This is a genomic window from Oceanobacillus sp. FSL H7-0719 (assembly GCF_045040795.1).
Taxonomy (GTDB): domain Bacteria; phylum Bacillota; class Bacilli; order Bacillales; family Amphibacillaceae; genus Oceanobacillus.
The window spans coordinates 448,898-471,879 of sequence record NZ_CP150301.1; the positions used below are offsets into that span (position 1 = coordinate 448,898).

Annotated in this window: 28 protein-coding genes; all 28 read left to right on the forward strand. The window is 37.9% G+C overall.

Features of this window, described 5'->3' with window-relative positions:
• The first annotated feature begins 43 nt into the window (after positions 1-43).
• The gene (locus NST93_RS02235) at positions 44-2,272 is read left to right on the forward strand and encodes an AAA family ATPase (protein WP_405100773.1); all 2,229 of its coding nucleotides are present in this window, start codon (positions 44-46) and stop codon (positions 2,270-2,272) included.
• A gap of 335 nt (positions 2,273-2,607) precedes the next feature.
• On the forward strand, positions 2,608-2,973 hold the full coding sequence (locus tag NST93_RS02240) for a MazG-like family protein (protein ID WP_405100775.1): 366 nt from the start codon (positions 2,608-2,610) through the stop codon (positions 2,971-2,973).
• 12 nt (positions 2,974-2,985) lie between these two features.
• Positions 2,986-3,381: a RusA family crossover junction endodeoxyribonuclease gene (locus NST93_RS02245; RefSeq protein ID WP_405100776.1), complete on the forward strand. Its 396-nt coding sequence runs from the start codon at positions 2,986-2,988 to the stop codon at positions 3,379-3,381.
• A 3-nt stretch (positions 3,382-3,384) separates the two neighbouring features.
• Positions 3,385-3,597 carry a hypothetical protein gene (locus NST93_RS02250; protein ID WP_405100778.1) on the forward strand — a complete coding sequence of 71 codons (213 nt, stop codon included), beginning with the start codon at positions 3,385-3,387 and terminating at the stop codon, positions 3,595-3,597.
• Between the two features lie 5 nt (positions 3,598-3,602).
• Positions 3,603-3,992: a hypothetical protein gene (locus NST93_RS02255; protein WP_405100780.1), complete on the forward strand. Its 390-nt coding sequence runs from the start codon at positions 3,603-3,605 to the stop codon at positions 3,990-3,992.
• Between the two features lie 2 nt (positions 3,993-3,994).
• Positions 3,995-4,138, forward strand: coding sequence for a hypothetical protein (locus NST93_RS02260; protein WP_405100782.1), 144 nt, complete (start codon positions 3,995-3,997; stop codon positions 4,136-4,138).
• Complete coding sequence (locus tag NST93_RS02265) at positions 4,139-4,540, forward strand: hypothetical protein (protein WP_405100784.1); 402 nt, start codon at positions 4,139-4,141, stop codon at positions 4,538-4,540.
• 120 nt (positions 4,541-4,660) lie between these two features.
• The gene (locus NST93_RS02270) at positions 4,661-5,209 is read left to right on the forward strand and encodes a hypothetical protein (protein ID WP_405100786.1); all 549 of its coding nucleotides are present in this window, start codon (positions 4,661-4,663) and stop codon (positions 5,207-5,209) included.
• 216 nt (positions 5,210-5,425) lie between these two features.
• Positions 5,426-5,818 (forward strand): hypothetical protein, encoded by a 393-nt coding sequence (locus NST93_RS02275; RefSeq protein ID WP_405100788.1) that lies wholly within the window; start codon positions 5,426-5,428, stop codon positions 5,816-5,818.
• Entirely contained in the window at positions 5,815-6,138 is a 324-nt protein-coding gene (locus NST93_RS02280; RefSeq protein ID WP_405100790.1) for an HNH endonuclease, read from the forward strand. Before NST93_RS02275 ends, NST93_RS02280 begins: the two co-directional genes overlap by 4 nt.
• Before the next feature lie 107 nt (positions 6,139-6,245).
• Positions 6,246-6,563, forward strand: a complete 318-nt coding sequence (locus NST93_RS02285; RefSeq protein ID WP_405100792.1) for a P27 family phage terminase small subunit — start codon at positions 6,246-6,248, stop codon at positions 6,561-6,563.
• The gene (locus NST93_RS02290; RefSeq protein ID WP_405100794.1) at positions 6,560-8,230 is read left to right on the forward strand and encodes a terminase TerL endonuclease subunit; all 1,671 of its coding nucleotides are present in this window, start codon (positions 6,560-6,562) and stop codon (positions 8,228-8,230) included. Before NST93_RS02285 ends, NST93_RS02290 begins: the two co-directional genes overlap by 4 nt.
• 10 nt (positions 8,231-8,240) lie before the next feature.
• Complete coding sequence (locus NST93_RS02295) at positions 8,241-8,423, forward strand: hypothetical protein (RefSeq protein WP_405100796.1); 183 nt, start codon at positions 8,241-8,243, stop codon at positions 8,421-8,423.
• A gap of 72 nt (positions 8,424-8,495) precedes the next feature.
• Complete coding sequence (locus NST93_RS02300; RefSeq protein ID WP_405100798.1) at positions 8,496-9,647, forward strand: phage portal protein; 1,152 nt, start codon at positions 8,496-8,498, stop codon at positions 9,645-9,647.
• Positions 9,644-10,366 carry a head maturation protease, ClpP-related gene (locus NST93_RS02305; protein ID WP_405100800.1) on the forward strand — a complete coding sequence of 241 codons (723 nt, stop codon included), beginning with the start codon at positions 9,644-9,646 and terminating at the stop codon, positions 10,364-10,366. Before NST93_RS02300 ends, NST93_RS02305 begins: the two co-directional genes overlap by 4 nt.
• An 18-nt stretch (positions 10,367-10,384) precedes the next feature.
• On the forward strand, positions 10,385-11,551 hold the full coding sequence (locus tag NST93_RS02310) for a phage major capsid protein (RefSeq protein WP_405100802.1): 1,167 nt from the start codon (positions 10,385-10,387) through the stop codon (positions 11,549-11,551).
• A 67-nt stretch (positions 11,552-11,618) separates the two neighbouring features.
• On the forward strand, positions 11,619-11,906 hold the full coding sequence (locus NST93_RS02315; protein WP_405100804.1) for a collagen-like protein: 288 nt from the start codon (positions 11,619-11,621) through the stop codon (positions 11,904-11,906).
• Positions 11,907-11,950: 44 nt separating this feature from the next.
• On the forward strand, positions 11,951-12,208 hold the full coding sequence (locus NST93_RS02320) for a hypothetical protein (RefSeq protein WP_405103737.1): 258 nt from the start codon (positions 11,951-11,953) through the stop codon (positions 12,206-12,208).
• Complete coding sequence (locus NST93_RS02325) at positions 12,183-12,530, forward strand: phage head closure protein (protein WP_405100806.1); 348 nt, start codon at positions 12,183-12,185, stop codon at positions 12,528-12,530. The genes NST93_RS02320 and NST93_RS02325 overlap by 26 nt, the downstream gene beginning before the upstream one ends.
• A 4-nt stretch (positions 12,531-12,534) precedes the next feature.
• Positions 12,535-12,915, forward strand: a complete 381-nt coding sequence (locus tag NST93_RS02330) for an HK97 gp10 family phage protein (protein WP_405100808.1) — start codon at positions 12,535-12,537, stop codon at positions 12,913-12,915.
• A gap of 7 nt (positions 12,916-12,922) precedes the next feature.
• Positions 12,923-13,237: a hypothetical protein gene (locus NST93_RS02335; protein ID WP_405100810.1), complete on the forward strand. Its 315-nt coding sequence runs from the start codon at positions 12,923-12,925 to the stop codon at positions 13,235-13,237.
• A complete protein-coding gene (locus NST93_RS02340; RefSeq protein ID WP_405100812.1) occupies positions 13,237-13,815 on the forward strand; it encodes a major tail protein in 579 nt (192 codons plus the stop codon). The genes NST93_RS02335 and NST93_RS02340 overlap by 1 nt, the downstream gene beginning before the upstream one ends.
• A 59-nt stretch (positions 13,816-13,874) precedes the next feature.
• A complete protein-coding gene (locus tag NST93_RS02345; RefSeq protein ID WP_405100814.1) occupies positions 13,875-14,249 on the forward strand; it encodes a hypothetical protein in 375 nt (124 codons plus the stop codon).
• Between the two features lie 65 nt (positions 14,250-14,314).
• Entirely contained in the window at positions 14,315-14,470 is a 156-nt protein-coding gene (locus tag NST93_RS02350) for a hypothetical protein (protein WP_405100816.1), read from the forward strand.
• Between the two features lie 182 nt (positions 14,471-14,652).
• The gene (locus tag NST93_RS02355; protein ID WP_405100818.1) at positions 14,653-18,123 is read left to right on the forward strand and encodes a phage tail tape measure protein; all 3,471 of its coding nucleotides are present in this window, start codon (positions 14,653-14,655) and stop codon (positions 18,121-18,123) included.
• Between the two features lie 6 nt (positions 18,124-18,129).
• On the forward strand, positions 18,130-19,575 hold the full coding sequence (locus NST93_RS02360; RefSeq protein WP_405100819.1) for a distal tail protein Dit: 1,446 nt from the start codon (positions 18,130-18,132) through the stop codon (positions 19,573-19,575).
• A 358-nt stretch (positions 19,576-19,933) separates the two neighbouring features.
• Positions 19,934-22,657 carry a phage tail protein gene (locus NST93_RS02365; protein WP_405100821.1) on the forward strand — a complete coding sequence of 908 codons (2,724 nt, stop codon included), beginning with the start codon at positions 19,934-19,936 and terminating at the stop codon, positions 22,655-22,657.
• 9 nt (positions 22,658-22,666) lie between these two features.
• Complete coding sequence (locus tag NST93_RS02370; RefSeq protein WP_405100823.1) at positions 22,667-22,975, forward strand: hypothetical protein; 309 nt, start codon at positions 22,667-22,669, stop codon at positions 22,973-22,975.
• The last annotated feature ends 7 nt before the right edge of the window (positions 22,976-22,982 follow it).

Genomic DNA, 22,982 nt, shown 5'->3' on the forward strand with positions numbered 1-22,982 from the left:
TATTACATTTAATGATACTACAAGAAAGAAGGTGATGCACCTCATGGAAAATAAATTAGACGTTATAAAACTATTAGACTATATAGATCCTTCCTATTTGGATTACCTGGAATGGCTGAATGTCGGAATGGCTTTAAAGTCAGAGGGATATACAGCTGCAGATTGGGAAGATTGGAGCCGAAGGGATAGCGCTCGTTATCATCCTGGTGAATGCTTCAAAAAATGGACAAGCTTTGAGGGTAGTGGCATTACTGGTGCCACTATCACTCAAATGGCAAAGGATAATGGCTGGGAGCCAAAACGGGATAAGGAAGACCATGAATTATCTTGGGATGATGAAATCAGCGGTAATGATGATTATGTAGTCATTGATAAAAATTGGATTGAAGGTATGGAAATCCAGGAGCCAGAAAATTGGAATCCTGTACAACAGATTACACAGTATTTAGAAGCACTTTTCGAAGCTTCAGAACACGTGGGATATGTTACAGATACCTGGCAAACAGATGAAGGGAAGTACTTACCAACAAAAGGAGCATCCGACAGATCAGCTGGGGAACTTATCCAACTATTGAACGAATCGAATGGAGATATTGGTTCTGTTTTAGGAGATTACAATTCAGAAGCAGGTGCTTGGATTCGATTTAATCCACTGGACGGAACAGGTGGAGTTAAGAATAGTAATGTAACGGAATTTAAATATGCATTAGTAGAATCTGATTCTATGAATTTGGAAAAGCAAAATGCTATTTTACGAGAATTAGAACTACCAATTGCTGTGATGGTTTATAGCGGCAAGAAGAGTATCCATGCAATTGTAAAAGTGGATGCAGCAAATTACGAAGAATACCGAAAACGTGTTGATTATTTATATGATGTTTGTAAAAAGAATGGTTTAGATATTGATAGCCAAAATAGAAATCCTTCTCGTTTATCACGTATGCCAGGAGTCGAACGAAACGGCAAGAAGCAATTCATTATTGACACCAATATTGGAAAGCGGGACTGGGAAGAGTGGCACGATTGGATTGAAGATTTAAATGATGATTTACCGGATCCGGAAAGTTTAACGGATTATTGGGATGATATGCCGGAGCTTGCTCCACCATTAATTAATGGATTATTGAGGCAAGGCCACAAAATGTTATTAGCTGGGCCTTCTAAAGCAGGTAAGTCATTTTCCTTAATTGAATTATCTATTGCAATTGCCGAGGGTGTGAAGTGGTTAGCCTGGCAATGCGCACAAGGCAAGGTCCTTTACGTAAACTTAGAGCTTGATAGGCCGAGTGCTTTACACAGATTTAAAGATGTATATGGAGCAATGGGATTGCAGCCAAATAACATTGAAAATATCGATATATGGAATTTACGTGGTAAGTCCGTACCAATGGACAAGCTTGCTCCAAAGTTAATCAGACGGGCACAGAAAAAGAATTATATTGCGGTTATTATTGACCCGATTTATAAGGTCTTAACAGGTGATGAAAACAGCGCGGACCAAATGGCGCACTTTACTAACCAATTCGATAAAATCGCAACGGAATTAGGCTCTAGCGTTATTTACTGTCATCACCATTCTAAAGGTACGCAAGGTGGTAAGAAGTCAATGGACCGCGCTTCAGGTTCCGGAGTATTTGCAAGGGATCCAGATGCATTGATTGACCTAGTGGAATTAGAGCTTACAGAAGACGTAATCAAACAGCAAGAGGCAAATGCTGCAGCTGCCATTTATGCAAATGCAGTTAAGTTAGCCAATTTTGATTACTTTGATGAACATGTAGGATTAGACGATCAGCAATCAATCGCACAAATGACAACACACGCTCACAATGTGTTAGATAAAGAAAGATTGGCGCATGTAGATGCTGAGATAGATAAAGCAATAGAGAAGATTAAAATCCGCTCAGCATGGCGCGTTGAAGGCACATTACGGGAGTATCCGAAGTTTGAGCCAGTTAATATGTGGTTCCAGTATCCGGTCCATAAAGTGGATGATACAGGGATATTAAAAGATATTCAGCCAGATAGTGAACAGCCTCCGTGGAAGAAAAATCAAAGCAATAAAAAGAAAAAATCACCGAAAGAACGGAAGGAAGAACAGAACGAATCATTAGAAACTGCGTATGAAGCTTGTTCAATTGAAGAGGTTGTAACGTTAGAATCTTTAGCTGAATTTATGGGTGTAACTGATCGAACAGTACGAAATAGAATCAAAAATCACGGTGGTTTTAATATCGAAAATGGAGAAGTCACTCTGAAAGAGGATGAATAATGAAATGAAAATGTTGTGATTTTCCTTTCATTTCAAAATGAAAATGAAGTAACGTTATTTCACTTTTCATTTCTTCATAATCAGTGAAATGAAGGACCGTTCTTTCAATTTCAATTTCATTATAAATCGTGAAAATGAAACGACGTCCTTTCAATTTCAGAGTGAAATGAAAAGGTATATATATAATATATACATTTCCGTTTCACTCACCGTTCAAGTCATGAGAAAAAAGTGGTGGGCTTACGCTCTGCCCGCCACACACATTTTCTCTTTCATGACGAAATCAAATTTTCAAAAGCAAAAAATAAAAAGTAAAAATATGGAAGGTGAAATATATGCTAGATGATTTAACTAGAAAAATAAAAAACTGGGCTCTCGAAAGAAATTTACACACAGCTGATCCAGCCAAACAAGTTTTAAAGATAGGTGAAGAATTTGGAGAGTTGTGCGAAGGGATGGCAAAAGGGAGAACGGATCAGGTATTGGATTCCATTGGAGATGTGTACGTGGCGCTTACTACCCTTTCAATGCAATTGGGTATAGACATTGAACATTGCATTGAAATAGCTTACAACGAAATCAAAAATCGTAAAGGAAAAATGATTAATGGTGTATTCGTAAAAGAAAGCGATCTGAAGGATCTAAATTTATGTCCTCATGGTTGGGATGATTGGGGTTTATGCCCAGATTGCAGACATTGAGGAGGATGAGAAATGACTGAATTCTTTATGCCAATGAAAAAGGTTCCGACTGTAACTCACCAAACAAAACAGGTAACGGTCAGAAATGGTAAACCAGTATTTTACGAGCCGGCTGATCTGCAGGCAGCGCGTTCAAAGTTAATGGCACATCTTGGGCAGCATGTTCCAGAAAGTAAATACACTGGTCCTGTAAGGCTTTATACGAAATGGCTATTTCCTATGACGAAAACAAGTAAAAATGGCCAGTACAAGCATACTCGTCCAGATACGGATAATTTACAGAAACTACTTAAAGACTGCATGTCAGATTGTGGCTATTGGAAAGATGATGCATTAGTAGTCTCAGAGATTGTTGAAAAGTTTTGGGCGGATTTACCAGGCATTTATATCAAAATTGAAGAGGTGTAGCTTATGGATTATGCAGCCTTTTATCAAGAAGTAGTTGCTTGGATAAACGAGGCAAATCAAAAGGCTACTACGTTAGGTTTGCAGAGTAATGATTTTTGGCTTTGGGTTACTAGATCCTCAGGAGAAATATGCGATAAGCACGGGAATAACAAGTTAGTCATAAATCAAATGTTAATGCTGATTAATTGGTTAGAAGATATATATTTTGGGAGGTAATCAATTTGGAAAACATTGAAGATGTTACGAAGATAATTCGTGATTCAATTAAAGATTTACCCAAACGATATAAGCAAAACGAAATTGATATGAAAAAGCTGGACTTGGAGACGCAGGACCTGCTGCATGTAATTGAGTTAGGCAAAATTGATGCGATTCTTAGACAAAAGTTATTTGAGGATTTAAGGCAAGTCAGACAAGCTAGGAGAAAACTTAAAGAGGAAAATGAGTTGCTTGCTCCGGTTGTCTTTACGTTGGATAGCATAAAAAATAAGCTTCCCCAGTTTGACGAAGGTTTAGGGAAAATTCGTAAGTTGAAAATGAGACAAAGCAATCGAGCCTATAGTTTTAGGGTTCGTCATGATTTGGATAAAGTTTTGAATGGGAGGTCTTAGTGATGACCGAGAAACTAAACCGGATGGATCGAGAACAGATAATCTTCCAGCTGATGGTGTACACCTTGTATACCGAAGATGCATTGAAAAAGTTGTCTGATACTGAATTAATTGAAATGTATAGAGTGAAGGTGGAGGGTGTTTAAATGCAAATCATGCACTCTTACTCAGATGTATTGAGCGAAATCGAAGTGATTAAATTACAGTTAGAATTAACTAATTCTGAAATCGAATACTGGTATTTAGATGGGAGTGGTTCTCATAAGTATGGAGCGAACGCCTCTTTGATTCAAACAGAAAAACTCATTAAGTCAAGGAACGAATTATTTGAAAGGTTACAGGTTTTAGAACGAGCAAAAGAAAAAATAGAAACGTTAATGAATCGGTTCGAGGGAACGGAATATAAAATCGCTTATAAAAGAATTATAGAGTGCAAAACTCACAAAGAAATAGCAAGTGATCTAAATTTAACAGAGCAATACATCAGAAGATTATGGATGGGTATGAAAAGCAACAAAGAAGCAACAGACAGATTGAAAAATATATAATAAAATGATATCAAGTTAAATTATACCTACTCATGGATATTCCCCCATTCTTGAACCACTCATTAAATTGGGTGGTTCACATTTTATTTTTATAGTAATATGGAACCAGGAGGGGATGACGTGAAGAAGGTATTATTTACTTTAATGATCTTGTTATTTTTAACGGCATGTGGCGGGGCTGATAAAGAGTATAAAGACCAATTAAAAGAATCTGAAAAACGCTTAGAAGAATCGCAAAAGGAATTAGAGAGCGCCCAACAAATTTCAGAGCAAATTGATGAAACAACTGAATCGCTTGAAGATTTAGCTAGTGAAATGGGAATTGAAAACGATGATGAAGACGGTCACGACATAGATGAATTAAGAAGCGATTTAGAATACGAAGTTCTTGGAGATGGTGATGTTTTAACAGACCTCATAATCGAAAATGGAGAAGTGAAAGCAACAATTGAAATCGGAGATAATGACACAATCGAAGGAGAGACTTTACTTGCAGAGTCACTGTATTCCAGTGCAGGTGATGTTATGTTCTTATATGAAGGTTGGGAAGTATTTACCGTAGAATTTGTGGGCCTGGGAGAGATATCACTACATAGAGAAGATGGGGAAATAAACGATTATGATATGGGGTATTTCCCACTCGAAAAGATAGTGGGACAGTTAGATTAATTTGTAAGACACTTACTTAACTGTAGGTGTCTTTTTTATATGGGGAGGGATGAATGTGAATGATACTAATCAATGTAATCATGATTACAGGTTGTTAGCTGATTCAATCGATATGATAGAGTGTCGTGCGGACGACATAATCGAGAGTATTAGGGTGGAGGGAATGGCTTTGTTTCATTGTACCAAATGCTTAGACATCCAAAAGAAGGTGATAACATGAACGACTTCACTTGTAACGTATGCGCAATAGAACTATCAACAGAACTAATTCAAATTGAAAAGAAGTATGATATCGATGTTGCTTATGTGAATTGTCCAGAGTGTGAAAACAGATTCAATATGATGTTTGATAACAGGGACACTACACGTATTAAAAACAAAATTAAGAAAGTAAAAGAGATAGAACACTACCTACAGCTACAACTATACCGTGAGATGCTGCTAGTGGAGGAAGAGTACTATAGGCAGACATACAATGACCTCTCGGAAGAAGATAAGAAAGCCATTGGTGAGTATCAATCAGATATAGATAAACAGAAGATAAAGGAATACAACAGGGCGATTAAAGATAAACGATATGACTTTAAAGACCTGTTGAGATTGATGTGACCTACAGTACACCCAGTAGCAAAAAGAAATTCTATGGTTCTAAAGAGTGGCTGTGGTTACGATGGCAGGCAATGAAGCGTGACAATTTTGAATGCCAGCAATGTAAGCGAGAAGGTCGAGTGACAATCGATTCAAAGAAAGAAGAAGGAAAGAATAAAGAAATAGTTCTTAACGTTCATCACAAGAAAGAGATTGAAACTCATCCAGAGTTAGCGTTGGAAATCGATAACTTAGAAACATTATGCATTACACATCACAATATAGTTCACGGAAAAGGATTCAAACCGAAGAAAAAGAAATGGAATGACGAGAAATGGTAGATACCCCCCCTCAAAAAAATCGAAAAAAATGGGCCATATAGGGACCGAGGAGGGTATTAGAAAAACCAAATTCAGAACAAAATCACACGATAGGGGGGTGGGGTGATGTGACAGGACCACTTAGAATTGATGTTGGCATAGATAAAATAAAGGATTCGCTCATGGCTCGCATAGATAATACAGACCCAGTTGAAGTTGAAAAAGTTGGGCGTTATTTGAAGCATATTGAGATCTACCGGAGGATGGAAAAAACAGTAAAAAAAGAAGGGGTTTCAGTTAAGACTGAAAACGGAAGCCAGACGTTTGTTAAATCTCACCCCCTTCTGAATGAAATGAATAAAATTAACGCATCTTTATTAAGCATCGAAAAGTCATTTAACTTCTTGGAAAGTAATGACGACCACAGTGCAGACGATCTAATATGATTAAACAAAAGTATGTTAAAGCATATATTAATGAATACCGAACAGGTAAGATAAAATTTAATAAAGAGCGTATATGGTTAATTGAATACTTGGAAGAACATGTACTCAATCGTGATGATATATATTTTGATGAAAAACAAATCGATCAGTGCATTAAATATTGTGAAAAATGGTTTTTTCCTTTTCAATCATTTCAAAAGTTTATAACGGCGTTTCTGTTTCTTAAATACAAAGAAACGGATCGCCTTTTTTATCGCCGTTTTTTAATCATGATGGGTCGTGGTGGTGGAAAGAACGGTTATATATCTGCGATATCAAGTTATTTAAAAAGTGAATTGCATGGTGTTAAGAATTACAACATCTCTCTCGTGGCTAATAGTGAAGACCAGGCGAAAACATCATTTGAAGAGGTTTATAACGTTATAGATGAAAATGACACATTGAAAAAATCATTTCAACACGGGAAGCAAAGAATAACAAACAGGAAAACTAAAAGCTTTTTACGATTCCGCACATCTAACCCTCAGTCAAAGGATGGCGGTCGTGAGGGAATGGTTGTCTTTGATGAAATTCACATGTACGAAACGGCAAAGACAGTACGTGTTATGCGCGGGGGGTTAGGGAAGGTTCCTTTCCCGCGTGAAATGTACATTGGAACTGATGGTTATGTTCGCGAAGGCTTTATAGACAGTATGAAAAAACAAGCTGCACGTATCTTAAAAGGACAAGTTCCGAATGCTAATATGTTTCCCTTTATTTGTAAACTTGATGATCCTGATGAAGTAGATGACATGGATATGTGGGAAAAAGCTAACCCAATGTTAACCACTCCCTTAACTGAATATGCAGAGAACCTACTCGAAACAATCAAGGAAGAATACTTTGATTTAGAAGAAGACCCATCTGGTCGCGAAGAATTCATGACAAAGAGAATGAATTTGCCAGAGGAGGACATAGAAAAGTCAGTTGCTCCTTGGGATGAGATATGGGCAACAGGTTTTGAAACTGATTACGAAGAACCAAATCAAATACCTCGAGTGATTCCGAATTTAGAAAACAGAATATGTGTGGGAGGTCTTGATTATGCACGAATTAAAGACTTCGCTTCAGTTGGACTGCTTTTCAAAATAGATGGCAATTACGTTTGGAAAACTCATTCGTTTGTAAGGCGGGAGTTTTTGAAACAAGTAAAACTACAGGCGCCAATTGAAGAGTGGGAAGAACAAGGGTTATTAACAATAGTAGATGGTCCGGTAATTGACATTAAGCACATTGTTAATTGGTTTGTAGATATGCGATTGAAATATGGTGTAAACACTATCGTTGCAGATACATTCAGATTAGATTTGGTTAAAACAGCGCTGGAAGATGAAGGTTTTGAACTTGTTTATATACGTAATCCAAAAGCCATACATTCATTGCTTGCTCCACGGATTGAGACTTTATTCGCGCAGCGTGAGTTGATATTCGGAAACAATCCGTTAATGCGTTGGGCAACTAATAACGTTCTCGTGGTTACTAAGAAAGATGGTAATAAAGAGTATTTGAAGAAAGATGAATTAACTCGTAAAACAGACCCATTCCAAGCGTTCATTCATGCCATGTTTAAGGCTGATGACATACTGGCGGATGAAGGGGAGTTTCTGTTGGCGGGCATTAAATTTTAGGGGTGAGTATATGTACACAGGAGATAAATGCAAGAATTGTAGTCGAGTAAGAGTTGAATTAATTGATGATAGAAGAATATGTGAAAAATGTAATTGGAACCAAGACACAAACGAGTATGATAATTACTTTGAAGAAAAGATAGAAAAAGAGATGGAAGAAAACAACTATAAAGATTTTTTAGATTATGAATGATAAAAAGGCGGTGGTCCAAATCTCGTAGTCACACGATACGTGACCTTTGCACACCAGAAAGGCGGTGATATATTGGGTTTTCTAGATAGAGTTTTTAATCGAAATAAAAAAATAGGATATTCATTCGATCTTGAATTCATGGATTTATTCGCCGAAAAGTCAAAGCGAATACACATGAAACAGCTAGCAATTGAAACCTGCATATCGTTTTTGGCACGAACTGTTAGTCAAACTGAATTTAGAGTAAAAAATAAAGATGAATATATAAAAAATGAAATTTATTACAGATTGAATACCAGGCCAAACAAAAACATGACTGCTAGTACATTTTGGCAAAAATTTATCAGTAAACTAATTTATGACAATGAAGTTTTAGTTATCCAAGCTGATGACGGGGATTTACTTATTGCTGATGATTTTCAGCACAAAAAATACGCGGTTTATGAAGATATATTTACGAATGTTGTTATAAGAGATTATGAGTTCAAGGATACTTTCAAACAATCCGATGTTCTTCATTTAAAATATGGAAATGAAAAACTATCTACTTTACTAGATAGTCTTTTTTATGATTATGGCGATTTGTTTGGGTACATTATACGCGGTCAAAAAAGAAAAAACCAACTAAGGGCAACAGTTGATATGGATATGCTCGGTGCTAAAAGTGCGGAACATCAAGCGAAATTACAAGAGTTTATAGACAACATGTATAAAGCTGTAGAAGAAAAGGATGTTGCTATTATTCCGCAACAGCCTGGATTTGAATACAAAGAGCAATCCGGTAATGGTATAGCCGGTCAATCTGTGGACGAAATAAATAAAGTTACTGGTGGTTATTTTGATCAAGTGGCGATTGCAATTGGGATACCACCGTCCTTGATTAGGGGCGACATGGCAGATGTGGAGAAACAAACTAAAAATTATATGTTTTTCACTGTCTCTCCATTGCTGAAGAAAATTAAAGAAGAATCAGACGTTAAGTTTTTTACAAAAAAAGAACAACTTGATGGCAAAAGCATTGAGATTAGAAAACCTTCATACAGGGATATATTCGACTTGGCTACTGCGGTAGATAAGTTGGTTTCGAGTGGCGTATTCAATGGTAATGAAGTTCGGTCTGAACTAGGTAAAGAAACCACTGATGAACAGATACACAAGGAATACTTTATTACCAAGAACTATCAGAGTGGTAAAGAAGCGATTGAAGGAGGTGATAACGAGTGAAAAATATAAATATCAAAGGTCCCATTGTGGCATCTGATGAAAAATGGATTTATGATATTTTTGACATTGAAGCCACTTGCGCAAAGGATGTAACAGATGTATTAAAGAATGCCAATGGAGAAGATATACAGCTAACAATCAATTCACCTGGTGGTGATGTGTACACTGCATCAGAAATCTATACAGAATTAAAGGATTATGCAGGAAGCGTTGAGTCACGCATTGTTGGGGTTGCGGCAAGCGCTGCATCTGTTATCGCTATGGCTGGAAGAGTTAAGATGTCTCCGACCGCGCAATTGATGATACACAACGCTTCTACTATAGCCATTGGCGATTATAATGAAATGGATAAGACATCTAACTTTTTAAAATCGGTCAATAAGTCCATCTCTACATCCTATCAACAAAAAACAGGGCTAAGCGAGGAAGATTTACTGAATTTAATGGATAAAGAAACATGGATGGATGCAGAAGAAGCAAAAGAAAAAGGATTTGTTGATGAAATTATGTTTGAGGATGCTCCGAAAGCTGTTGCTAGTTTACCAGGAGCGTTACCTAAAAATGTAATTGATAAAATGCGTACAGATGCTTTAAAACAACCAGAAAAAGTTACTCTCGAAGATATTAAAAATGTGGTTGCAGAAATGAAACAGGAAATAGTTAATGAATTAAAAAATGAAGAAAAACAAAAACCAGTTAAAAATAACTGGTTATTTTAATTTTAGGAGGAATAAGGAATGACAATTAAATTTACTAATGTACTAGAAGCTAAAAACAATTTTGCGGCGGTTAGTCAGAACCAAGAAGCTACTGCGGAAGAAAAAACAGAGGCGCTCTCAAATTACATGGAAGCAATTCAAAAGGATGCAGAAAATAGAATTCTAGAAGAAGCGCGTACATTCGCGAATGATAATAATGTCTTGCAATCACGCGGTCAAAATGTTCTTACATCTGAAGAAAGAACATTTTTTAATGCGGTAATCGAAGAAGGCGGCTTTACGGATGAGGATGTTTTGCCGAAAACCACTCAAGAACGTGTGTTTAAGGACATCGTAGAAGATCATCCATTCTTAGATGCGGTAGGGATTGAAAACCTAGGTGCGGTAACTGAATTCATTTTTAGCGATCCAGAAGGTGCTGCTGTTTGGGGTCCATTATTTGCTGAAATCAAGGGTCAGCTCAATGCTTCATTTAGAAAAGAAACAATCACTCAATTGAAGCTTACTGCGTTCATCCCGATTGCGAAGGATATGTTAAAACTTGGGCCTGAATGGATTGAACGTTATGTAAGAACTATTTTAACAGAAGCAATGCGTGCCGGTCTTGAACGTGGATATATTGCTGGAAGAGGTCCAGCGCAAAACGAACCTATTGGATTGCTGAAAAACGTTGATAAGGAAACTGGTGCTGTATCAGATAAAGAAAGTTCAGGTACTTTGACTTTCAAACCAGGTAGAACGACGGTTAATGAACTTAAAGGTGTAGTTAAAAAATTAGCCGAAAAACTAAAAGCGGACGGAGAAGTAGCAGATCAACCTAGAAGGGTTGAAAGCAAGATTGTAATGGTAACAAACCCTTTCGACACATTCGACATCAAGGCTAATGCAACAATTCAAAATAATGCTGGGGTATATGTAACGAACCTTCCTTTTAATCCAATTCAAACGGAATCAGTATTCGTTCCAAAAGGAAAAGTATTGTTTTTCGTTAAAGGGGAATACATCGCAGCTGTGGGTGGAGGAATCGAAATAACGCGTTACCGTGAAACGCTAGCGCTAGAAGATGCAGATGTGTTTATTGCTAAACAATTCGCAACAGGTAAACCGGTAGATAATAACGCAGCACAAGTTTACGACTTAAATGTTGATATATCTGATGAAGATGAAGGAGAAGACACTCCCTAATAACCCCCGACCAATCGGGGAAGCAGAAATAGGGAAAAATTTAAAAGTTCAATAAGAGGTGATATAAGTGGCTACAAAAGAAGAATTAAAAGAAAAGTTTAGCACCGGTAAGACTCCTACCGGTTCTGATTTTGCGGAGTTGATTGATGGTGTAGAGGGACCACAAGGTCCTCAAGGACCAAAAGGCGATCCTGGTGCAGATGGTGAGGATGGTGCGCAGGGTCCAAAGGGCGATAAGGGCGACAAAGGCGATCCCGGTACAAAAGGTGCAGATGGTAAAGATGCCGAACCCCAATTCACTCCGGAGCAAGTAGAAGCTATACTTGCGTTGATTGATGGTGGAGAAGGCGGGTGATTTAAGTGATCACTGATGAAATTGTAAAAGAATTTAAAGAGAGAATGCATTTAGGAGATTTTGAGGACGACAACTTAAAGAGCATACTAAGTGCTTCGTATGAGGACTTAAAAGAAACATGCGGCAACTATACACTAGAAAACGAGACGTTCAAGGAATTGGTCTTTGAGCGCTCTCGTTATGTTTATAATGATGCGCTTGAATATTTTGAGGAAAACTTTTTAACGAGAATCAATACGTTGTCTATGCGGAAAGCTTTGGAAGAGAGTGATTCAGATGAAGCAGAACAAATACAATCCTAACTTTCATACTGGATTATTTCGCAATCGAATATCAATTGTTGAAATGGTTGATGTAGATGATGAACTTGGTAATCAGTTTGAAAAGGAAAAAGAATTTACAAAAGCATGGGCAATGATTAAAACATTAAAAGGTTCGGAGTATTTAAAGGCGGCAGCAGTTCGCGCTGAAAAGATTTATCGTTTTATCATCCATTACACACCAGGCATTACAAATAAGATGATTGTTAAGTATGACAATCGCACATTTGACATTATTGAACCACCTACTAATGATGATGAAATGGATCGCACGCTCACCATCATTGCGAAAGAAAGGTCGTGAGGGTGTGTCGAAAAAAGTAAGCATTGATAGTTTTGCCGATGAACTTGTTAATATTTTGCAAGAGTACACAACGGAAGTTGAAGAAGGACTTGAAAAGGCGAAGGAAGATAATGCCAAAAACGCTGTGAAAGTATTAAAGAGAACGAGTCCCGTCGGCACAAGGAAGCGAAAAAGAAGGTACTACCAAGGTTGGAGAGCAAAGAAGATTGGCACTGCTTGGGTTGTACACAATGCGACAGATTACCAATTAACGCATTTGCTTGAAAAAGGTCATGCAAAAGTAGGCGGTGGACGAGTACCAGGCAAGCCGCATATTGCGCCGGTTGAAGAGCAGGTTATTGTTGGATATGAAAAACAGTTAGAGAAAATCATTAGGGGTAGGTGATAAGTGGATGACTTTAATTGAACTTAAAAGGTTATTAGATGCTACGGGTTATCCTGTGGCTTATTCGCATTTTAACGAACCTAAAGATACACCTTTTATCACCTATTTAGTGACTTATTCTCCAAACTTCCATGCGGACAATAGAACTTATCACAAAATTGATTCAGTGGATATTGAGTTATACACGAACAAAAAAGATTTACAAGCAGAAGAGGTGTTAGAAGATTTGCTTGATACAAACGAACTCCCTTATGAATCATATGAGGAGTATATAGAGTCAGAAAAAGTTTTCAAAAAAACATATGAAGTGAGGTTATATTAATGGGAAACAAAGTACAGTTCGGATTACAAAACGTGCATTACGCACCGTATACAGAGGTCGAAGGTGAAATCACATATGAAACACCGATCAAAATCCCTGGTGGTGTCTCTCTTACCTTAACGCCGCGAGGAGAGTTAGCGGAGTTTTATGCTGATAATATGCTATATTATTCCGCATCATCAAATGATGGTTATGATGGCACATTATCAATTGCTACAATTCCAGAGCAATTCGCTATAGATGCTTTGGGGGAAATTAAAGATGAAGATGATGGGGTTCTAACTGAAAAAGCAGATGCTAGACAGAAAAACTTTGCATTGCTGTTTGAGTTTGAGGGTGACAAAAAGGCGACACGTCACGTTTTATATAAATGTTCCGCAAATCGCCCGACAATCACAGGAGAAACGACAACTAATACAAAAGAGCCGCAACCAAATGAATTAACATTTATTTCATCTGCAAGAGAAACGGATTATGCGGTTAAGACGAAAACAACAGCCGACACATCCGAAGAAGTTTACGAAAATTGGTATGATGCCGTTTATGAAAAAACAACTCAAGACGATAGCACTCCCTAATAACCCCCGACCAATCGGGGAAGCAGAAATAGGGAAAAATTTTATGGTGGGGTGATTAAGTGGAAGCAACAATTAATATTGGCGAGCAAAAGATAAGATTAAAAGCTAACGCCATCACAGCAATTCATTACAAAAATCAATTTAAATCCGACATCCTAAAGGACACGCTTAACGCTATGGGTGGAGTTGAAGCAATCCTTAAACTGCAATCCTTAGACGGTGCAGAGGATTATGAAAAACTCCAACTCTTATTAGATGAAATAGATACGGTATTAATTTATCAATTTGTATGGTCGTGGGCAAGAACAGCGGATAGAAATGTAGAGCCATTCTATGAATGGATAAACAGCGTAGATATGCCGCCAGTTACTGAACTGTTATTAGAAGATGGATTTGTTGAGCTGCTGGTAGGTAATGTATATAGAAAAAAGTAAGTGAGACTCAAGTTGAAAGCGCATCTAAAAGCGATGATGATGTATTGACGACAGAGTCTTTTTTTATGACCTGCAAGATGGTCGGGTTAACGCTTGAGGATTTAGACATGATGACGATAGGCGAATGCCTGGATTATGTTGAAAACTATGTGGATATAAAAAATGGTAAGCAAGAAGAAAAAACCAGACAAGCCACACAAGATGATTTTGATTCATTTTAAGGTGTGATAATGAGATGACAAATAAACCGGTTAGATGTAGTAAGTGTAATAAATTAATGTTCTACATCAGTGATAATTTAAAAGGAAAAATCGAAGTTAAATGCACAAGATGTGGAAATAAAGAGGTTATTGATAAATAGAGGGTCATTGAACCCCCATTAATTAATTGGGGGTGAGGTGATTTGTCCAAAAGAATTAAAGGAATCACTATTGAACTTGATGGAGACACGAAAGGTCTCGACAAGGCTCTAAAAGATGTTAATAAAGAATCAAGAGACATACAAAAAGAGTTACGTGATGTTGATCGCTTACTTAAATTTAACCCCAAAAACACAGAGTTGGTTGCTCAAAAGCAGAAACTTCTCGGGGACCAAGTGCAAGCTACAAAAAAGAAACTCGAACAACTGAAAGGCTCTCAGGAGCAAGTAACTGAAGCATTTAAAAAAGGCCAAATATCAGAAGAACAATATCGAAATTTCCAGCGTGAAATTGCTGAGACTGAAAGCAAGCTAAATCATTACGAGAATCAATTAAAAAATGTTGATAAAACGCAGCGTTCTTTTGGTGATAAGCTGGCTGACTCCGGGAAAAAGGTAAAAGATTTCGGAGAAAAAATGACGACGGTTGGAAAAGAACTGTCGCTTAAAGTTACCGCCCCACTCATGGCGGTTGGTGGAGTTGCTGCCAAGATAGGCATGGACTTTAAGGCTGGCCTATCAGAAGTGCAAGCATTAAGCGGTGCAACTGGTGACGAATTAGCAAGATTAGAAGAACGATCCCGTGAACTAGGGGCATCCACAAAGTTTAGTGCTAAAGAGGTTACAGATGGCTTCAAATACATGGCACTTGCAGGTTGGGATGTGCAGCAATCTCTTGATGGTATTGACGGAGTTTTAAACTTAGCGGCTGCATCGGGTGAAGACTTAGGGCGCGTATCAGATATTTTAACAGATAGTATTTCAGCTTTTGGGGATGAAGCTAAGGATGCTGGTCGATATGCTGACGTTTTAGCGGCTGCATCATCTAATGCTAACACAGATGTTGCGGGACTTGGCGAATCATTTAAGATGGTTGCTCCGGTTGCTGGCGCATTAGGTTATAGCCTTGAAGATACAGCTGTAGCGCTAGGTTTGATGGCTAACGCAGGTGTTAAAGGTTCTAGTGCTGGTACAGCTTTGCGTAGTGCATTAACGAACTTAGTTAAACCTACAGCTAAGATGGAAAAAGAAATGAAGAAGCTTGGTATAAACATAAAAGACTCCAACGGTGAAATGAAACCTCTTGATGTTTTGCTCGGTGATTTACGAGAACGATTTAGTAAGTTATCAGAAGACCAGAAAGCATCTTCTGCGGCAACTATATTTGGTAAAGAAGCTATGGCTGGAATGCTCGCAGTCATTAATGCGGGTGAAGGAGACTTTAATAAGTTAACAAAAGCTATAGCAAACAGTGAAGGCGTAGCAGAAGAAATGGCTGACACCATGCAGAATAACCTGCAAGGTAAATTAATTAATTTAAAGTCAGCACTTGAAGAATTGGCTATCAAGTTATTTGATGCTTTAGAACCCGCACTAACAGCTATAGTAGGTGCAACGCAAAAGCTTGTAGATTGGCTGAACGGATTAAGCAAAGAAGCTCAATTAATTGTTGTGGCAATTGGAGCATTTGCAGCTGCCATTGGTCCACTTCTGTTAGTATTAGGACCACTGTTAACTATGCTTGGAGGATTAATGACTGTTTTACCAACTATAGCGCCTGTGCTATTAGGGATGGCAGGTCCGGTGGGGATTGTGGTGGGCGCGTTAACTGCCTTAGGTGTAGCCTTTGCATTGACAAGGACCAAGGCGGATGAATCCTATCAAGCCCAAGAAGAGTTGGCGCAAAATAATTTAGAGTTAGCTGAAACGCAATTAGAATCTGCCCAAGCTGTAACAGAACAAATTGATGAAACAACAAAATTAATCGATAAGACTAAAGAGCAAATGGAAACTACAGAAGAACTTGTTGATACATTTGAGGATCTAATCGAGAAATCCAAGTTGAGTACAGATGAGTTTGGCGAGTTTTTAACTCTACAAACAGAATTAGAAAATACGAAGTCTCCACAACGGATTGCTGAGATTGAAGAACGCATGGAGGGGCTGCGTAAAAAGTCTGGGATGTCCAAAGAGGAATTTAATCGCCTTTTAGAATCAAACGAAGCATTAGCAGAACAGTTTCCGGAAGCTGGTCAAGTTATCGATGATTATGGAAATGTAATCATGGATACGACTGGTAAATTACGTGATTTGACGAATGCCGAACTCGAACGCATGCAAACAGAAGTCTATAATCAGATGATTGAGGACTTGCGAGCTGTAAATAGCGAAATTGATGGTTACAACAACCTGTTGGGTGAAACTCTCGAGTTAGAGGATGGAATTAATGAGACTAAGAGCGAAATTAATAACATCCAAAATGAAATAAAGACTAATCAAGAATCTATAAAAAGCAATGATGAAGAAATATTAGCTTTAAAGGAACAACAAAAAGACGCGAGTTTTTCCGAATGGTGGCAATTGAATGAACAGATACATTCTCTTCAATCCCAAAATATTGAGTTGGATAGCAAAAATGAAAAGAACAAAAAGAACCTTGACTCGTTAGAAGGTGCTTTAACAACAGATGAGCAATCGTTAGAAGTCAAGAAGAAAACCCGTGATGAAATATCTAATCAGATAGATAAGAATATGCAAAATTACGATATGTATGTTGAAATACTAGGCAAGCAATTTGATATCAATATTGAAAAGGGCAAAGAAAATAAATCTATTGACGATGCCATTAAGAAAAGAAAAGATGAAATCAAACAGTTGGAAGATAAGATTAAAAAAGAAGGAGATTCCAACGGTAAATCGCAAGAAAAGATTGAGAAGCTGAATACAGAAAACAGTAAACTGGAAGAAGTAAAAGGAAAGCTAAAAGATATAAACGGATCATTAGATACGCAAAGTACTAAGTATACTACAGCTGAAAATAATTTAGAAAAGGTCTACGCTAAAGCTGGTCAAGTAGGAGATGAAACAAAGAATAATGTTAAACTGTCCGAGGAGTATAACAAGGTAACAGGAAAGAAAATTGACAAAGATGTCAATGTGAAAACAAACAAAGATGCAGACGAAGAAAACAAAAAATGGAGTAGTCCAATCAAAAAGGTCGTTAACGTTGTTGCTGATGGCTTAAGTAAGTTGAAGTTTTGGGCTAAAGGAACGAACTACCATCCAGGCGGTAAGGCGGTACTAGGCGAGGAAGGAACCGAACTTGTAGAACATGGGGGCAAATTGAGCCTAGCTAGTTTTGGTATGTACGACCTTCCCACGGGGGCTAAGGTTTTCACACACGAAGATACGGTCAATATGCTTAGAAATGGATTGGTAAGTGGCATCGGGAAAGGGATTGGGCTGCAAAAGTCAAGAGAATCTACTGTTGCTAGTGGTTATGATAATGGTGAGATTGTTGGTGTTTTAAGGGAGCAAAACGGATTACTTTTAGCGCTACTTAAGAAAAACACTAACCTTGTACTAAATGATAGGGTTTTAGCAGAGGAAATAGAACCGACCGTTACTGAAATACAACAGAGAAACGAAAGTGTGTTAAGAAAATTTAGGGGGTGATGCCTTTTGATTTTTAATGGAATAGAAAAAAATTACCTTACAGTAACCCGTGGCAGAAAAAGACCCTCCTGGGCACCTATTGATAGAGAATTAATTACAGTTACTGGCATGGCAGGTGCGCATCTATCTCACAGTAAACAACAAGTTAGAGTAATTACTGTACCTGTCTTTATAATGGCTGATAGTTTTAGTGACTTGCAAAAATTAAAAGAAGATCTAGCTGAATGGTTAATACACGACGAACCGAAAGAATTAAAGTTTAGGGATGAACCAAACAGAACATATTACGCTGTCGTGGATGGTGGTTTAGATTTAGCTGAATTGGTTAGATGGGGAACGGGCGAAATAACATTTATTTGCCCCGACCCGTTTAAATATGGTGAAGAAAAAACACTATCATTCCCCGCCGATATCGTTGAAGTTGAAAACGAAGGTACAGCAGAAACGGAACCGATATTTGAATTAACTGTAAAACAAAAGACAACCTTTGCTATGATTTCAAATGGCGATGATGACGCAGCCGAATATAATCTAATTGGAACACCTGCAGATGATGACGTTCAAATCGTAGATACCCGTGCAAGTGTTTTATATGAAAACGGGAAAACACTAGATTCTTGGAGTACTGCAACTTTAAACATGGTTGACGAGCATTTTGTTAAAAAGATTGGTGGAACAATGACAACAGACGATGCCGGTATCCGTGCTAATGGATATGGTACGGGAGATAAACTTCATGGACCTGCGGTATTTAAAGAAATAAACCCAATCCAAGACTTTGAAATCGAAACGACATTCGATATTATATCCCGCAACGAAATGGATAACTTCCGAATTGGAATTAATTTTCTTGATGAAAATATGAATATGCTCGGGACTATAGCAATAAAGGACAACAGTCGGACGTATAAGCGAAGAGTGCCTTTAGCGAGATACGGACCGTACCGGGGTACTAACGCGGGTTACCTTATTGGTGATAGCCAAAAGAACGATAAAGCAAGGGAAACAACTTTGTTCTATTTGCGAGTTAAACGAGAAGGTAAACGATTCGAGTTTTATATAGGAGAGTGGCAGAATCAAAAGCATGTCCGCAACTGGACAGGAAAATATAATGATAAGAACAACGAGTTCCAAGGTAGGTTAAAATACATCACATTGTTTATTGCAAAATGGGGCGACCGTCCTAATCCTACTAGATTACGGATAAATAGCGTAGAGGTGTTTGAATTAGCGCAGGCAACCGTAGATCAAACACCATATATATTGTATCCAGGAGATGTTGTAACGTTTGATAATAAAGAAGCTGACATTTTAGTAAATGGAGAACCGCGAATGGATTTAAAAAACTTCGGAGGTTCTTTTTTCAAGCTTAAAAAAGGTAAAAATATGTTAATTGTATCTCCATTGGATGCTTTTGAAACGCGTATGAGATTTAGGGATAAATATTTGTAAGGGTGGTGATACTTTGTCACAAATACACATCATAGACGGTCAAGAAAGCTTGATATTAGACTACATCACCGCAGAGAACATCATAGACGACAATCATAAAAAGTCATTAGAAGATACTTTAGAAACTTATGATTTTATCACTTTTGCAGACAAGAGATTTAGTGAGCATCTCGAAAAACGTAATCGAATTATTATCCCAGACGAAGATGGAAGTTTAGTAGAGTTTGTCATTTTTGAAGCCGAGAAGTACAAAGATACAGAAGGGTATAAAGCGCAAATATTTGCCAATGCTAGTTACCTAGAATTACGAAAGACCAATGTCATTTACCCTGATACGTATCAAGGGACTGCAAGTCATTTGCTTGGTATGGCTTTAAACGGCACCGGTCGCACAGTTGGAAGAGTGGAAGCGGAAGGAACACGCACAATAAGAATCGAACAACACACAAGCCCGTACGACTTTGTCAAACGTATAGCGAAAGAGTTTGAGTGTGAACTAGCCTTTCCAATTGAACATGACGGCACAAAAGTAACTGCTCGTTATGTCGAATTATTAGAGCGTGTGGGGGATTGGAGAGGTAGAGAAGTAGAGTTTGGTCGTGATTTAGATGGTATCCGTCGAGTAGAAAAACAGGATATCGTAACAGCGCTCTTAGGCTTGGGACCCGAACGTGAGGATGGCACAAGATTAGAAGTACTCGTAGAAGATTATGACGCATTGCAAAGATGGGGCTGGTACGACGAATACGGTAACTTAAACCATTTAATTGAAGCATACGAAATTGAATCTAGTCGGGCAGAAATGACAGATGCAGAAGCACGACAATACACCCGTACGGCTTTAAATAAACGAATCAATACCCAAATAACTTACGAAACAACAATAATCGATCTTGAAAATGTACCAGGCATGAAAAATAAAAAAATACGCTTTGGCGATACGATTAAGATTAAAGACACAACATTTAATCCACCTCTTTACCTTGAAGCAAGGGTATTTGAACAAACTCGGTCTATTAAAACAACTGCAAAAAAAGAAATTAAACTTGGCGATTACATCGAGTACACCGAAGAAGAAGTACATGAGATATGGAAACAGTTGCAGAAGGAAATTAAGAACCGCGTATCGCATTACGAAATGGTCGAGTACACGTACGATAAACTCACGATAGATGATAAAGATGAAATTATATTTGAAGATGGAAAAACATTTGCGGAAGCTACAGGAATAACAGCGGAAGAAAATGCGAAAGCTTTTGCAGTCGAAGAAGACGAGAAAATCAAAGTTGATGCTGAGGATTATGCGGACAGAATATCGGAACAATATGCGGAGTCAGCACTTGAACAAGCTAAACAGTATGCCGTAGCTAAAGAAGTCTACGACAATCAAATGGACAGAATTGCAGCCGATATGGCTGAAAAAGCTGACTTAGAATATATTGACGGTAAATTAGTCGATAAAGTTAATAAAGGTGATGTCTATACAAAAGAAAATGTAGACAACATGATTAACAACACTGTTTCCAAGACGCAGTATACTACGGATATGGAAGGTATTGTGACTGACCTAGAATCTCAAGGTACTCGTATAGGACAAAACGAAAAGGCTATTGGATTAAAAGCAGACAGTACGGAATTAGATGCTGTAGAGCAGAGTTTGACAACAAAAATTGGTAATGTTGAGGTCAAAGCTGATGAGGTTGAGATTAGCGTTAGTGAAGTAAAGGCGGATTTGGATGGATTGGAGATTGGCACAACTAACATATTGAAGGGTACGAGTCCAAATTATAAGAATTTAAATATCGGACAATATTACTCTGCTATAGAAGAAGGTGCTAGAAAGAATCTTAGTGAGTATGGCCTAAAGATTGGCGACACAGTTACGTTTAAAATCTATATAAAATCTCCGAGTACTAAAGGCGGTAGGGCAAGGATTAGCCCATTTAGAACTGACGGTACTTATACATCATTAAACGGAAATATTATTGAGAAAGGTAAAGAGGGATATTCCGAAGTAACTATGAAGATTGCAGATGATATAACTCAAATATTATTTGCAATCCAGAATGATAATACTTCTGTAACAGCAAGCGCTACTTATCAATATAAAGAACCTATTGTTGTTAGAGGGGATAAAATAGGCTCTTGGCAACCAGCACCCGAAGACACTGACGAAGCCATCAACCAAGTATCTGGACGTGTCGAAACTCTTGACGGCGAAATCAGAACGGTTGCGGGAGAAGTAGCGCTTAAAGCAAGCAAATCGGTTGTAGACAGTTTGGAAAATCGTGTATCAACGGCAGAAGGTGAATTGCAAGTCTTGCCTGGTGAAATTAATGCTAAGGTAAGCAAAGATGGCTTAATATCTGAAATCAACGCTCAGCCGGACAATCTATTAATCGACTTCCCGCGTGTAAAAATGACAAATGAACTTGAAGCAAAGCATATTAAATCGTTAGCTGGACTAAACGTCAATGATCAATTTGTAGTTGATGCCAACGGTAAGGTAACAATTGGTAATAATCGGGTAACTATTGATGATAAAAGTATAAGTATAACTCGTCCTGATGGGGCAGTGTGGATGCAGGATGGTATGGTTTTTCAAGACTACAACGTAACAAGCGTAGACCCTTACGATATGGACTATGTTAATTTATCTGGAAACTTAATTGATGGAGTATTCCAAGCGTCCAGAGGGTTTTATCGAGCGGGGTATCAAGCTATTTCTGGTGGTGGCGATTATAATGATATTAGGGATCCGAGTTTAGGTTATACTGTCAAATTTACCTCGTACGAATTTATCCATGCAGCTAGATATTTTGTCATTGGATATCGTAAGGGGGTTAATTTAAATAATCCGAGGCACCAAGTACGACTTTATGACGGAACCAACTTACTTTATCAAGAATGGCACGAATCAGGTGGGAGACCTAACTATGCTCCAATTATTATAGACATGGGTAAACCAACATACGAAACAATAAATTTCCAATTAAGGATAGGAATTAATAAAGCAGATGTAAGCGGCAACGACACCTTAATATTTCGTATAGACAGAGTTTATCAGACTGACTTTATTTGAGGTGATTAAATGACAGAAATGCAAACTTATGACACGCGCCAGCCAGGCACAACCAAGGTGTTTTTTAAGGTGAATGACGGAGCTGTTGCCTCTGTTATAATTGGTAACCGGGCAGTGTCAACGGATAGTGGTTACCAATTTTACGTTGATGACTACGTAGCCGACCAGATAGATAAATGTGAAATATATTTAGATGGACTTACTCCGAAACTAAAATTAAAGGAAGGAGAAATATTGGAAGTACCTGAGAAGTCGGAAAAGGAGAAGGAAATTGAAAGATTGGAATACGAGTTAGAGAGATTGAAAAATGCTGAATAAGCGTTAT